We start from the raw sequence: 13,155 nt of genomic DNA, 5'->3' as shown, positions 1-13,155 counted from the left end.
GAGATTATTGAATCGGATAGGCGCTTATGTGTTCGTTTACATTGAAATAGGTAAAGTTTAAAATATGCTCTTATAAGAGATAAGCAAAGGGAGATAAACTGTAAGAGGAAAGGAACAAAAAAGGCGGGACATCTGTCCCGCCTTGCAAATTTTTCAGTTGAAATCTTAACCACCGAAATCATCGAATGATACGTTCTCATCAGGTACACCCCAATCTTCACACATCTTGAGTACGGCTTGGTTCATCATAGGAGGTCCACAGAAGTAGAACTCAATATCTTCAGGAGCATCGTGGTTTTTCAGTTGGTGTTCGATCACGGCATTGTGAACGAAACCTAAGAAACCGTCACCTTCTTTATCATCAATTGATTTTTTCTCTTTCCAGTTGTCTTCAGGAAGTGGCTCAGACAATACAATTTCGAATTGGAAGTTAGGGAACTCTTTTTCAATTTGTCTGAAATCGTCTTCGTAGAACAATTCTCTCTTAGACCTACCACCGTACCAGTAAGTTACTTTTCTACCAGTTTTTAATGTGTGGAATAGGTGGAACAAGTGAGACCTCATTGGTGCCATACCAGCACCACCACCTACGTAGATCATTTCTGCATCTGTATCTTTGATGAAGAATTCACCATAAGGACCAGAAATAGTTACTTTATCACCTGGTTTTCTCGAGAAAACATAAGAAGAACAAATACCAGGATTTACGTCCATCCATGCATTTTTAGCTCTATCCCAAGGTGGAGTAGCAATACGGATAGTCAGCATCACGATATTTCCTTCTGCTGGGTGGTTGGCCATCGAGTAAGCTCTAAATACTTCCTCGTCATTTTTCATTTTCAAATCCCAAAGACCGAACTTATCCCAGTCTTCTTTGAATTTTTCTGGACCAGCCGGATCGCTTGGGTCTGGAGCTATATCAATATCTTTAAAATCAACTTCTACTTTAGGCACATCTATCTGGATATATCCACCAGCCTCAAAGTCAAGGTTTTCACCTTCTGGAAGTTTTACAATAAATGCCTTAATGAATGTAGCGACATTGTAGTTCGATATCACTTCACAATCCCACTTCTTAATACCGAAGATTTCTTCAGGTATCCTGATGGTCATGTCTTGCTTTACCTTCACTTGGCAAGAAAGCCTTACGTTCTCAGCTTGCTCGCTACGGCTCAAGTGGCCAACTTCTGTAGGCAATACTTCCCCACCACCATCTTCTACCACGCACTTACACATAGCGCAAGTACCACCGCCACCACAGGCTGAAGGCAAGAAAATCTTTTGGCCAGAAAGCGTACTGAGCAAAGTTGAACCTGCCGAGGTAACTACTGGATTTTCAGTATCACCGTTGATGATGATCTTTACATCACCACTTTGTACCAATTTTGACTGAGCGAAGAGCAGCAAAACGACCAAAAATAAGATGATGATCGCAAACGCTACAATTGACGCAACAACAACTGTTGTTAATTCCATTTGATTGTATTGTTAGATTCTGAAAAATTTACGCAAATATAGCCCTTTGTTTCAATCCATAAAACCCGCTTGGAAATAAAATAGGTCGTATAATGACTTTGTTTAAAAGGGACTGCAATTCTAGCGAAAAAAAGGCATTTATGCCCAATCAATTTGTAATTCAATCATTTCCCAAAAACAAGGTTTGTCCAAGTAACCCTGCCGTTATCAAAAGTACTGCCTTTTTGAAAGTAAAAAGTGGACTTTTTCCGACCTAAACGTAAGTTTTTAAGCTAAATACAATCAAGGCTTATAAAAAAACCATTTGCTCAGCTCTTTCCAACTCACTTTTTTCCCATACATCAGAATTCCAACCCTATAAATCCGTCCGGCAACCCAAGTAGAAAGCACAAAACCTGCAATTAAAAGACCCATAGAGAGGAAAAGCTCCCACGAAAACCCGATAAACGGCAAGCGTACCATCATTATCACAGGCGAGGTTAATGGAATCATGGAGAACCAAAATGCCAAAGAACCATGCGGGTCGGCTATTACCGCTCCCGAAACTATCATCGATAAAATGAGTGGAATCGTAATGGGTAGCATAAATTGCTGTGTATCTGTCTCGCTGTCTACCGCAGCGCCTACTGCCCCAAAAAGCGAAGCGTACATCAAATACCCGAACAAGAAGTAAAAGACAAAGCTTCCGATAATTAACGGAAAGTTAACCGTAGAAATAGCTTTAAACAGTTCAGCTTTTTGGTTGTCAGATACATTCGCCTCCACTTTTATAGGTTGCTCAATTGGAGCTGCCGACATAATGCCCTGTTGGTTGCTAAGGGTGTCTTTGGCAACTGCTCCAGTATCCAAGAACATACTCGAAACATTTATGACAATGGTAACTAATACTATCCAGATGAGTATTTGGGTCAGGCCAACAGCAGCTATTCCTATTATTTTCCCCATCATCAGTTGGAAAGGCTTCACCGAAGAAATGATCACCTCAATAATTCTGTTCGTTTTTTCCTCAATCACCCCACGCATCACCTGAGCACCGTACATAAAGGTGAAAAAGTAAACAAGCAACCCAGCAAAAAGCCCGATTGCGGTGGAAATATTTGCATTGCTGTCTTTTTCCCCTCCATCCGAAAGGTTGATTGTACGGATGTCCACATTGGAATCTAGCGATTTCAGAACCTCCCTGTCAAGCCCTGCTTTTTCCAGTTTTATATCTTTTATTACCTTTTCAATCGTACGCTCAATGACCTCTCTCGTAATGCTCGAAATTCCCTTTTCAGAGTAAATCGTCACGCCCGTTGGGTCTTCCACGTTTATATCGGGAATATACAGCAGCGCATCGTAATTACTGTTTTTGAAGCTTTCTTTCGTTTCTTCTATCCTATCGCTGTTGTAGATGAACCGTAGGTTTTTCCTGCTCTCAAACTTCTGGTCAAAAAGCCCGCTGTCGTCCACCACCTGCACCGTTTTTTCATCCCCATCGCGCGTGGCAAGCCAAATAGGCACCACATATACCGAGGCGATCAAGAGCGGCCCTATCAGCGACATAATCAAAAATGTCTTTTTCCTCACCCGGGTAAGGTACTCCCTGCTAATTATTAATAATATCTTGTTCACCGTTTTTCGTGTTTAGGTTGGATAAAGTTAGAGAGAAGTACCATTCGTTTCCCCCACGGTTCGGATAAAAATTTCGTTCACCGAAGGGATTTCCTCCCTCAGGGCACAAATAGAAACTTGGTTCACCACCTTGCTCACAAAATCATTCAGCGAACCATGATGGATTTTCACCCTGTGTTGCACCGTTCCGTCCCCACTTTCTTTTGCCGAAAGCACACTAAAATCCTCTCCGCCACTTGCAATCTCCCTGTCCGTTTCCACAAAATAAATTCCCTCCTTGTAGTTCTCCTTTATTTCCTTCGTTTTGCCCTCCAGTACTTTTTTCGACTGGTTTATGAGCGCAATATAATCACACAGTTCCTCTACCGATTCCATCCGGTGCGTCGAAAAAATGATTGAGCAGCCCTCGTTTCTCAGCCGCATTATCTCATCTTTTATCAAGTTCGTGTTTATGGGGTCGAAGCCCGAAAAAGGCTCATCCAAAATCAACAGCTCTGGCTGGTGGATGATCGTCGCAATGAACTGCACCTTTTGTTGCATCCCTTTCGAAAGGTCCTCAATTGCCTTGTTCCACCAGGTTGTCATATCAAATTTTTCCAACCAAAACTTTATTCTTTTCTTTGCGTCGTGCATCGAAAGCCCCTTCAGCCGTGCCAAATAAATCAGTTGCTCACCGACTTTCATTTTTTTATAAAGCCCTCTTTCCTCGGGCAGATACCCTATTCGGGCAATATCCTCCCGCTGCAATGTACGCCCATTAAAAAGCACCTTCCCTTCGTCAGCAGCGGTAATTTGCGTAATAATCCTAATAAGCGATGTTTTCCCGGCGCCATTAGGTCCCAGCAGCCCAAAAATACTCCCCTTTGGCATGTTTAGGCTCACCTCCTCCAGTGCCGTATGCTTGGCATATCGTTTCGTAACCTTGTCAACAGTTAAAATATCTGTGTTCTCCATCTATCTTCGTTCAGTATGAGCTATGGTTTGGTAAAAGCTTGAGCAGCAAAATAGCAAACCGTAAAAATAGAACTCAGCAACTAACAACAAACAAGGAGACCCGATTTTTTCAAATTAAACCTTGGGCGCACTTTGCCCAGCCCGAAAATGGGCAGGTGCAAGCCCCGTCCTGGGTGGGCAAGCCACCCAGCGCACCAGCCATTTCGGTCTTGCCCTTACCCTCTTTCCCCAGTGCGCAATTTTTTCTGTAGCCATGCTCCTAATAATCTTATGACAAGATTCGCATCAAAAGAAAAATCGACCTAATTTGGATGAATAAATTCAAACCCTATTTCTCCAATGAAGAAACTATTGCCATTTATACTATTAGCTCTTCTCGGTTTTGAGGCCACTGCCCAGCGGCAAAAAAGCTTCTCCAAGCAATTTATGCCCACATGGGAAAACGCCACGGAGTACACTCTAGCCGTAGCGAACCTCATGCCTCCCGAAAAATACGATTACAAACCTAGCGATGGGCAGCTCACTTTCGCCCAGCTTATGGTGCATATTGCAGAAAACTTGAGCTGGATTAATTCTACCTATATTATGGCCGAAGAAAATCCAATGAAAAGTGACGACTATGACGGGCTTGGTAAAGACGAGGTGATTGCCCTTTTGGAACAGTCCTTTAAATATACTTCCAAGTCGATAGGCAACCTGAATGATTTGCAAATAACCAAAGGAGTGAAGTTTGCCGGGGAAAACCTGAGCATAGGGCAGATGGTCTACCTGATGCGCGATCATATGACCCATCATAGAGCGCAGGCCATTGTTTATCTTAGGATGAACGGGATCAAACCTCCTACGTACGTGGGCTGGTAAATGATAGCCTGCCTAGCTAAGGTTTGCCTTTTAGCTTTTATCTGTTCAATTTTGCAATAAAATTGAAAAACAAACGATAATCATATCATGCTAAACGATCCGGAACTCGATGGAAAATACCTGGGTACCATCACCAAAGATTTTGTTGCCGCGGCAAACACGCTCAAAGAAGCTGCTTATCAGCTCAAGAAGCGCAACATTTCCGAGTATTCAATTTTCCCAATAGCCAAGCAAAAAATGGAAATAGGGCAGTTGTTGATCGCTAAGGAAGAAATGGCTCTTAACTGGAACTACAATTTCTCCTACCTCGACGAGTTTGTGCAAAGAGGATTGATAAGCGAGGAAAATATTGCAGATTTTAAAGCGGCATACAAAGACCCTGATGAGTTTTGTTGTCTCTTTGTGGTGGATGAAGACTTTGTGAACTTCGTTTTTGTGCCGTATCCAGAAGATTAGTTTCAAAACAAAAAATACCCTGCTTATTTTGGCGGGGTATCCTTTTTTACTAAGCTTTAGAGAAACACGCTTTTTCTATCCGAACGCGCTCTAAAATAACCAACCAAATATTTTAAAAAGCTTACTCCTTAGTTTTTCATATTTTGCCTCAACCAAATTTGGGTTGTAAATTCTATTTTCCCAAACAATATTTGTAACCATCCATTCGTCTCAAGTCTCCAAACTATGAAAAAAAACTATTTGCTATGCTGTGCCTTTGCCTTTTTGCTGGCATGCTCTCCTAAAAAAGAGAAAGTGCTTGAGTTGCCTGAAGTTGATGGCTCAGCTATAAAAAAAGTCACCTCTGTAGAACTGCAAAACGTGATAGATGATGAGGGGGTACAAGGCGCTGTTTTAGTATTTGACCCTCAACTTAACCAGTATTATTCCAATGATTTTGATTGGACAGAAAAAGGGCAATTGCCAGCTTCTACCTTTAAAATAACAAATTCGATCATCGCCCTAGAAACGGGTGTGGTAGAAGACGATAGCGCATTTTTTGAGTGGGACGGAGAGGAGCGGTATTTGGCTATTTGGGAAAAAGACATGTACCTAAGAGATGCTTTTCAACTCTCTTGCGTACCGTGCTACCAAGAAGTTGCCCGAAAAATAGGAGCTGAAAGAATGAACCAATATTTGGATAAGCTTAATTACGGGCATATGGTAGTAGACTCGAGCAATATCGATCAGTTTTGGCTACGTGGAGAATCTAAAATTACCCCATGGGAGCAAATCGACTTCCTTTCAAGGCTGTATTTTTCCAAGCTGCCAATTGAACCTCGTACGGAGCAGATAATGAAAAGCATGATGCTGATGCGGGATAAAGATAAATATCAGCTGAGCGGAAAAACAGGTTGGTCAACCCAAAATGACGTGGATAATGGATGGTTTGTAGGCTTCTTGGAAAAAGGGAGAAATGTCTATTTTGTGGCAACGAATATAGAGCCTCTCGAGGGGTTTGATATGGATGATTTTGCCAAAACAAGGGTGGATATTTCTATGAAGGCTTTAGGGATAGTGATATAGACTTGTTTTCGACCTTTTTCCAAATAAGCAAAACACTAAAAGAACAAACTCGTAAACCAAATATGGCCGTTCGGTCTATATTCATTTATTCGACTTAATCCAAAATATGGAACTTAACCTCATTGACAAGTTGACCCTTCTTGCGCTTGACGACGAAAAAGGGACGTTAGTTGCCGATTCTACTACTTTCCCCTATGCATTAGCAAGTACGATTATTTTGGAACTTGCCTTGCGCAACCGGATAGAAATTAACGGTAAAAAAGTGAAGGTGCTGAATAGCTCACCTACAGGAGACGTTGATATTGACTTTTATTTCGAGAAAATCTCTTCTTCCCGAAAAGAGCGCTCTATAAAGCATTGGGTGCAAGAATTTGGAAATAAGGCGACCAAGATCAAAAAAGCGTCGATAGAGAAAATGGTGAAAGAACGGATTTTGTTTGAAGAAGAAGGAAAAATCCTTTGGGTGTTCAAATACAACAAATACCCTACGCAAGACCCAGCTCCAGAAGTTGATTTGAGAAATAAGTTGTCTCAAATTATCGTGGGAAAAGCAGAGCCAAACCTAGAAGAAGTAATGCTACTTAGCCTAGTGGCTACTTGCGAGCTTGTGAAAGAGGTTTTTGGGAAAGATAATGCCAAAGCAATAAAAGAGAAGATAATAGATTTGGCGCAAAACTCGCCTTCAGCCAAATCGATGCATAAAGCTATAAAAGCTATCCATGAAGAACTTATGGCTGTGATGATGATTGTGGTTACTACAGTAGTGATTACTTCTTAATTTCAGTACTGAGAAATATGAAAAAGCAGTGAGAACCACTGCTTTTTTTATTTGAACAAAACCTTTTTATTCGGGTTGGTTTTTAGAGCTTGTTCTAATATTATGTTATCAATAACAAAGAAAACTTCTAAGTATGTATTCCTGTTTCTGCTGTTGTTTTTTTGTAGGCTGAGTGCTCTTTATGCCCAAACATCTGAAAAATGGGAGCTGAGCAAAAGTGAAGAGGGAATAGAGATATATGTTCGTAGGATGGAAACCTCAGGGTTTAGGCAAGTGCTCGCCAAAATGAAAACAGATGCATTTCCTACCACTTGTCTCGCACTTATTCAGGATGCTGAAGCAGCTACGAGCTGGATAGATAGGATGGTGAAGTTTGAATTGATTGATGCAGAAAATGATTCGGTGTGGTATACCTATGGTGAAATAGGAATTCCTTGGCCGTTTCAAAATAAAGACCTTATCAGTAAGAATTCAGTGACCTCAGATTCTTTGGGCAGCCATATCTGTGTTGCTTTGGAAAGTGTACCAGATTATTTGCCTGAAGAGGAAGGAAAGGCTCGCATTAAAGATTCGGAAGGCAAATGGGAGTTTTATGAAAAAGAAGGCAAAACCGAAATAGCCTATACGATGTATGCCGAAGCTAATGATTTTTTACCAAACTGGTTGGTGGAGAAAATAGTGGTGGGAAGTGTGTTCAAAACAATGGAAAATATGAAAGCCCTCTTGAGTGAAAAGAATCTTTCGGGGAAGTAAGTAATTCTAAAAATGCTTTAAATTTGGTATTTTAATGGTAAAAGTTGAGCCCACATCTATAGTGCTTTCAAATTCAATTTCACCCTCTATGCTTTTTATGGCTTGTTTTGCAATGTAAAGTCCAATACCTGCCCCTTTGGATTTGAGGTGGCCACGGTAAAACATCTCAAACACCCTTGGTTTCACTTCATCGTCTATTCCGCTACCATTATCAGCAACGGTAATGATGGCAGATCCATTTTCTTGTTTTATTGCCACATCTACCAAAAATACATCTTGTCCATGATCGATGTATTGGAATGCATTCGCTAAAATAATCTTGAAAACTTCTTCTAGCCGAAATTTGTCAGTATAAAACTCAAAAGGTTCTACATTGAGGCTCATTTTAGATTGGTAGAGCTCTGGTACATATTTCAGCTTTTTAAGCGCTTCTTTAATTGACTTAGTGAAATCAATTTTTTTGATCTCAATTGGCAAGTTGAGGTTACGGGAGTGATTCAGAATGTCATTGGTAAAGAGTCCCATTCGGTTCATTCGCTCCTCGATTAACTCCATGTATGTAGACACCTCTTGTATGTTGGTTTCAATTTTACAGAGGTTTACCAAGCCCATTATCGAGCTCATAGGACCTCGGAGGTCGTGGGACAGGCTATAGACAAATGTCTGAAGCTCCTTGTTTCGTAGTTCTAGTTCTTCTCGGGCATTTTGTAATTTAGTTACATCAATTACAATCCCCTCTATCCTATAGATTTCCCCTTGTTCATTTTTGATAAGTTTACGCTTATCGTTTATCCAGCGTATTTCTCCAGAAGGGTGGTTAATTCGGTAGATCGAATCTGACTCCCCATTATCCAAAAGGCTAAGGTCAATTTCTTCTGCCAAGTGCCTGTCTTCTTCCACTACCAATTTTATCCAGCAGGGTTTTGAAGCAATGCACTCGATAGGAGCGCCAAAAACTTGCTCCACCGCAGGGCTAATGTAGTTAAAATCTAAAGCAGGATAATCTGCCGACCACACTCCCTCACTCAGTGAGTTGAGTACATCATAGAGCCTTTTTTCACTCTTTTCTAAAGCAATCTCGGCCTTCCTCTTTTCGGTCACATTGCTTGCCAAAACCAGTCTTGCATTTCTATCTTCAAACTCTATACTACTCGAAAATATTTCTACGTACATCTTTTTTCCACTTTTTGTAATATGTATGGAAGGGAGAAGATGCGACTCATTATTTGTATTTTTGGCTAGGTAGGCTAAAAATGCATCGACTTCTTCTTGGGGTCTAATATCTAGTACGGTGAGCGTTAAAAACTCTTCTTCAGTGTATTCATATTGTTTCAGCGCTTTATTGTTCACTGCCAAGAATTCGAGTGTATTGATATCATAAATCCACATGGGGTGCGGATTGGCATCGAAAAGCAACCTGTAATATTTCTCACTGCTTTTTAGTGAGTTTTCATAGTTTTTTTGTTCTGTGATGTCTAATGCGGAAAAGTTGATGGCAAATACATCCCCCAGTTCATTGACAACTGGCAAGTAACTTAGCTCAAACCATTTTATTTTTTTCTCTTCAAGTGTTTTTTTATCGTTGGTTATGTGAATAACGGTTGATACTTTTTCGCCTTGCAGCACTTTTTCTATCCTAAGCCTTACTGCTTCAAAGGTATTTGGAGGGAAATATTCGTGGTAATAGCTACCAACTTCCATTTCTTTTAAAAGATACTTCTGTGAGAAAAATTTAGCTAGTTTATTGTACGACAGAATCCGAAGGTCAGGTGCAATCAGTACATGAGCTTGAATGATGTTGTCCAATATTGCTTTTGCATTAGCCCTGCTTTCGGCAAGCTTGCGCTGAGTTTGTATTTTCTCCGTCAGGTCTATAATAGCTAATACAAACTTTTGCTTTCTTTCAGTCTTTTCTCCAAAAGGAGATAAGCTGACTTCATTATAGAACATACTGCCATCTTTACGGTAGCTCCGCAAAATCACTTTGCGCTTTTTATTTTCGGCAATGCCTTGCCTTAATTGCTTTAAAGCGAGCTGAAGAGTATCCTTGGCAAATAAAAGCTGAAAGTCATTCCCTAACACTTCGTTCGGCTCATACCCTGTAAGTTTGGTAAATGCTGCATTACAATAAACAATGTGGGTGTTATGTTCCGCATCAGCTTCTATTATAAGAGTGCTACAGTTCGCAACATCCAAAGCTGTTTCAACCAAAGAGACGGTATTTTTGTCTATTTTTTTAAGTCCTACGCTGTTGATAGTACCTAAAACTCCAGCTTGTTTGCCGTCAGGCAGCTGAAAGGGAACGAGTTTGATGGAAAGCGGAATGAAGTAAATATCTGAAAGCTGTAGCTTGAAGGTGTCAGTGGTGAAAGAATGCCCTTGTGTTATAGCTATCTTTGTTTTTTGAAATAAATCTGAAAGTTGGGGAAAGACTTCTAGAAAGCTTTTACCTATAACTTCTTCATGTTTCTTGTTTGTTGTTTTTTCAGATGTCTTATTCCAGATTGTTATTAAATAGTCTGGATCAAGCGTAAATAACCCCTCTTGACTATTATCTAAAATAGTCTGGAGCAGAGCTTCGCCTTGGTCACCAGAAAAGTTTAATAACATTAGAATGAGTTTTATCTTCTAAACATAGATCCAAATCAAATTGAAATTTATTTAAAAAACCTTATTAAATGAGCTTTTAATCTGATTTTTTGTGCTGTATGAAAATAACGGAATTGTGAAGGATATGATGGAAAGTGTGCTTGTGTTGGATATAAAAAATAGATTAGGGCTTAGTGTTAAACTTTTAAATGCTTGATTTTCCGATCACTAATTTGATGGAAGAGAAGTTTGGGACTGATTGCATATTGCTACATATATCCGCTTTGTTGATAAAAAAAAGAGACTTACTAAGTCTCTTTTTAATGTTGATGCAATTTCTAATTGCCAAGGTTAATCAATCGCAAACTTTTAACTCTAAAAAGTAAAATACGATTAAGAGTTACATCTATTATTATACTTTATATCAAAGACTTTAATTTCTCTTTTTAAGCTTATACAAACTTACAAGAGTAATCCATGTAAGACAATACCTACTTTAGGGTATATTTGATGCCTAAAGCCTACGTATTTCCATACAAATATGTTAAGAGTTGTAAACAGGATTTTTAAAAAAAATTGAAAAAAAGTAATGATTATTTTTTGCCCTTGAACTTCTCTAAGACGAAAAATACCAAAAGCCCGAGTAAAACAGTGGCAAATCCGGCTAGAGATTCCATAGGTTTGTCCCTAAGCAAAAAAATGAGTGTCCAAATAACCAAGCCCATGAAAATAGCAGGTGTAAAAGGGTAGCCCCAAACTTTGTAAGGGCGATGAAGGTCGGGCTTTTTTATACGAAGTACAAATACACCCGCAACGGTCATGAGGGTAACTAAGCTCAGTGTGAACCCAGCATAGGTAAGTACTTGGTCGAAGGTAGAGCTAAAAATGAAGCAAAGTGTAAGGACTCCTTGAAAAAGAATTGCATTGGTGGGTATGTCGTTTCTTTTTACAGCCAAAAATTTTAGTTGGGAAATGTCTTCGCCCATTACCTGCATCACTCTAGGCCCGGCAAACACCATTGCACTTACCGTGGATACAAGCAACAAGGAAATAATCAGCCCCATGGCTTTGCCAAGCTGAATTCCAAAGATGTTGGTAGCGGCTATGTAACCAATTTCCACTTGCCCTTCAAGCTCGGCTATGGGCGTGGAGCGCAAGAAAGTGTAGTTCAATAACACGTAGAGAAACATGACAAGCAAAGTGCCGAAAAATAGTGCTTTTGGTACATTCTTTTTGGGGTTGCTGACTTCTCCGGCAAGGTAAACTGCAGCGTTCCAGCCTGTGTAGGCATAGGAAACATAGATGAGCGAAACGGCAAAAGCAGAGCCTGTTAGCAACTCCCAATCACCTGGTTGCGGCAAAAGGGTGATTTCGTTGGAAGAAGGCATGAAAAAACCTGCTACTATGAACAGGAGGATGAGTACAACTTTGATGGAGGTGAAAATATTCTGAAATTTGCTGCCGATGCTTTTGTTGGTTGCATGGATGATAGTAAGTCCAATCACGGTGGCTGCTGCCAAATACGTTGCATTTACCGAAGGTAACACACTTTGTGCATAAGTTCCCAGAGCCATGGCGGCAAGTGCAGTAGGGGCGGAAAACCCGATAGTAGCCGACACCCAACCCGACACAAAGCCAATAGAAGGATGATAGATTTCCCGCATGAAATGGTATTCACCGCCCGAGCGGGGCATGGCTGCGGACAGTTCTCCGTAACTTAGCGCACCACAAAGCGCAGTAATTCCACCAACCACCCAGAGCAAAAGCAAGGGGAAAATAGATTTGATATCGACCACTTGGAAACCTAGGCTAGTGAAAACCCCAGTGCCTATCATATTGGCCACTACTACGGCTGTGGCAGTGTATAGCGTTATTTTTTTCGTTGTGGTCATGGGTGCTAAATAATGAAGGAATAGTTATGTCTAACAGTTGCTTACCACTGAATCTCTTCTTTCTTTTTCTCTTTTTTCTTTGGCTCGTCCGCTTTGCGCTGCATTTCGAACTTGAGTTGTTCTATCCAGTAGGTCACGTGGTTGTTGCAGCTTTCGAGGTGTTTTTTCCAAAGTCCTTCTCCCACGCTCAGTGGTTTGCTTACTGGGATCATTACGGTGGTTTCCCGCTTCATGGGTTTGAATTTTCCGTACCTATCGCGTGTATAAGGGGTGAAGGCAAATGACTTGAAAAAATAGCGGTATTTTCCATCTTTTACCTCAATTTCAAGGTCATAGCGAATTTCTCCACTTACTTGTTTGGTCACGCTTTTTTTTAGCACCTTAAATGTGTTGGTGATAGTGACAGTTCCTGCTTCGGCATCTTCGGAGAAAGAGCCTTTCCTAGTTTTTTTATTTGGAACTAAAGACTCACAAAAGCCCTTGGCATTTTTGAACAATCGCTCTTTGTCAAAGTCCGCTAGTTCAACTACTTCGGTGTATTCTATTGCTCCAGTCTCGTTGGTTGGGAGTGGGAAGTCTTGCGCTTGGGAAAAGTTATATACGCACCCCAAAAGGAGGAGGAAAGCTGTTGTTAATTTTTTCATGCAACTTATTTTTTTATCCAAAAGTACAAAGATAGGGTTTATATGGAAACAAATGATTTTGAAAGAATAAGTA

General features: G+C 40.5%; 12 protein-coding genes. 5 read left to right on the top strand and 7 right to left on the bottom strand.

Annotated features, from left to right (window positions below):
• Positions 1-165: 165 nt before the first annotated feature.
• From nqrF to R9C00_23435, 4 genes are all read right to left on the bottom strand, one after another.
• Positions 166-1,476: an NADH:ubiquinone reductase (Na(+)-transporting) subunit F gene (gene nqrF / locus R9C00_23450; protein ID WPO34661.1), complete on the bottom strand. Its 1,311-nt coding sequence runs from the start codon at positions 1,474-1,476 to the stop codon at positions 166-168.
• Between the two features lie 282 nt (positions 1,477-1,758).
• Positions 1,759-3,090 carry an ABC transporter permease gene (locus R9C00_23445; protein WPO34660.1) on the bottom strand — a complete coding sequence of 444 codons (1,332 nt, stop codon included), beginning with the start codon at positions 3,088-3,090 and terminating at the stop codon, positions 1,759-1,761.
• A 27-nt stretch (positions 3,091-3,117) separates the two neighbouring features.
• Positions 3,118-4,044, bottom strand: coding sequence for an ABC transporter ATP-binding protein (locus tag R9C00_23440; protein WPO34659.1), 927 nt, complete (start codon positions 4,042-4,044; stop codon positions 3,118-3,120).
• 114 nt (positions 4,045-4,158) lie between these two features.
• Positions 4,159-4,299, bottom strand: coding sequence for a hypothetical protein (locus R9C00_23435; GenBank protein ID WPO34658.1), 141 nt, complete (start codon positions 4,297-4,299; stop codon positions 4,159-4,161).
• Between the two features lie 84 nt (positions 4,300-4,383).
• Here R9C00_23435 and R9C00_23430 point away from each other — a divergent pair, with 84 nt between their 5' ends.
• From R9C00_23430 to R9C00_23410, 5 genes are all read left to right on the top strand, one after another.
• On the top strand, positions 4,384-4,905 hold the full coding sequence (locus tag R9C00_23430; protein ID WPO34657.1) for a DinB family protein: 522 nt from the start codon (positions 4,384-4,386) through the stop codon (positions 4,903-4,905).
• A gap of 87 nt (positions 4,906-4,992) precedes the next feature.
• Positions 4,993-5,361, top strand: coding sequence for a hypothetical protein (locus R9C00_23425; GenBank protein ID WPO34656.1), 369 nt, complete (start codon positions 4,993-4,995; stop codon positions 5,359-5,361).
• 225 nt (positions 5,362-5,586) lie between these two features.
• Entirely contained in the window at positions 5,587-6,426 is an 840-nt protein-coding gene (gene blaOXA / locus R9C00_23420; protein WPO34655.1) for a class D beta-lactamase, read from the top strand.
• Between the two features lie 106 nt (positions 6,427-6,532).
• Complete coding sequence (locus R9C00_23415; protein WPO34654.1) at positions 6,533-7,204, top strand: GPP34 family phosphoprotein; 672 nt, start codon at positions 6,533-6,535, stop codon at positions 7,202-7,204.
• Positions 7,205-7,306: 102 nt separating this feature from the next.
• Positions 7,307-7,957, top strand: coding sequence for a hypothetical protein (locus R9C00_23410; protein WPO34653.1), 651 nt, complete (start codon positions 7,307-7,309; stop codon positions 7,955-7,957).
• A gap of 6 nt (positions 7,958-7,963) precedes the next feature.
• Here the strand turns inward: R9C00_23410 and R9C00_23405 are convergent, their stop codons facing one another.
• The 3 genes from R9C00_23405 to R9C00_23395 form a co-directional block, all read right to left on the bottom strand.
• Complete coding sequence (locus R9C00_23405; protein ID WPO34652.1) at positions 7,964-10,567, bottom strand: PAS domain S-box protein; 2,604 nt, start codon at positions 10,565-10,567, stop codon at positions 7,964-7,966.
• 572 nt (positions 10,568-11,139) lie between these two features.
• On the bottom strand, positions 11,140-12,438 hold the full coding sequence (locus R9C00_23400; GenBank protein WPO34651.1) for an amino acid permease: 1,299 nt from the start codon (positions 12,436-12,438) through the stop codon (positions 11,140-11,142).
• Positions 12,439-12,479: 41 nt separating this feature from the next.
• A complete protein-coding gene (locus R9C00_23395; GenBank protein WPO34650.1) occupies positions 12,480-13,082 on the bottom strand; it encodes a DUF4468 domain-containing protein in 603 nt (200 codons plus the stop codon).
• Positions 13,083-13,155 lie beyond the last annotated feature (73 nt).

The sequence above is a fragment of the Flammeovirgaceae bacterium SG7u.111 genome (genome assembly GCA_034044135.1).
Taxonomy (GTDB): Bacteria; Bacteroidota; Bacteroidia; order Cytophagales; family Flammeovirgaceae.
The sequence above is the reverse complement of the archived record's forward strand: the minus strand, read 5'-3'. Positions and strand labels throughout refer to the sequence as shown.

Coding starts and splice junctions, on each gene's coding strand:
- nqrF (WPO34661.1), bottom strand. CDS start 1,476: ATGGAATTAACAACAGTTGTTGTTGCGTCAATTGTAGCGTTTGCGATC.
- R9C00_23440 (WPO34659.1), bottom strand. CDS start 4,044: ATGGAGAACACAGATATTTTAACTGTTGACAAGGTTACGAAACGATAT.
- R9C00_23435 (WPO34658.1), bottom strand. CDS start 4,299: ATGGCTACAGAAAAAATTGCGCACTGGGGAAAGAGGGTAAGGGCAAGA.
- R9C00_23430 (WPO34657.1), top strand. CDS start 4,384: ATGAAGAAACTATTGCCATTTATACTATTAGCTCTTCTCGGTTTTGAG.
- R9C00_23425 (WPO34656.1), top strand. CDS start 4,993: ATGCTAAACGATCCGGAACTCGATGGAAAATACCTGGGTACCATCACC.
- blaOXA (WPO34655.1), top strand. CDS start 5,587: ATGAAAAAAAACTATTTGCTATGCTGTGCCTTTGCCTTTTTGCTGGCA.
- R9C00_23415 (WPO34654.1), top strand. CDS start 6,533: ATGGAACTTAACCTCATTGACAAGTTGACCCTTCTTGCGCTTGACGAC.
- R9C00_23410 (WPO34653.1), top strand. CDS start 7,307: ATGTTATCAATAACAAAGAAAACTTCTAAGTATGTATTCCTGTTTCTG.
- R9C00_23405 (WPO34652.1), bottom strand. CDS start 10,567: ATGTTATTAAACTTTTCTGGTGACCAAGGCGAAGCTCTGCTCCAGACT.
- R9C00_23400 (WPO34651.1), bottom strand. CDS start 12,438: ATGACCACAACGAAAAAAATAACGCTATACACTGCCACAGCCGTAGTA.
- R9C00_23395 (WPO34650.1), bottom strand. CDS start 13,082: ATGAAAAAATTAACAACAGCTTTCCTCCTCCTTTTGGGGTGCGTATAT.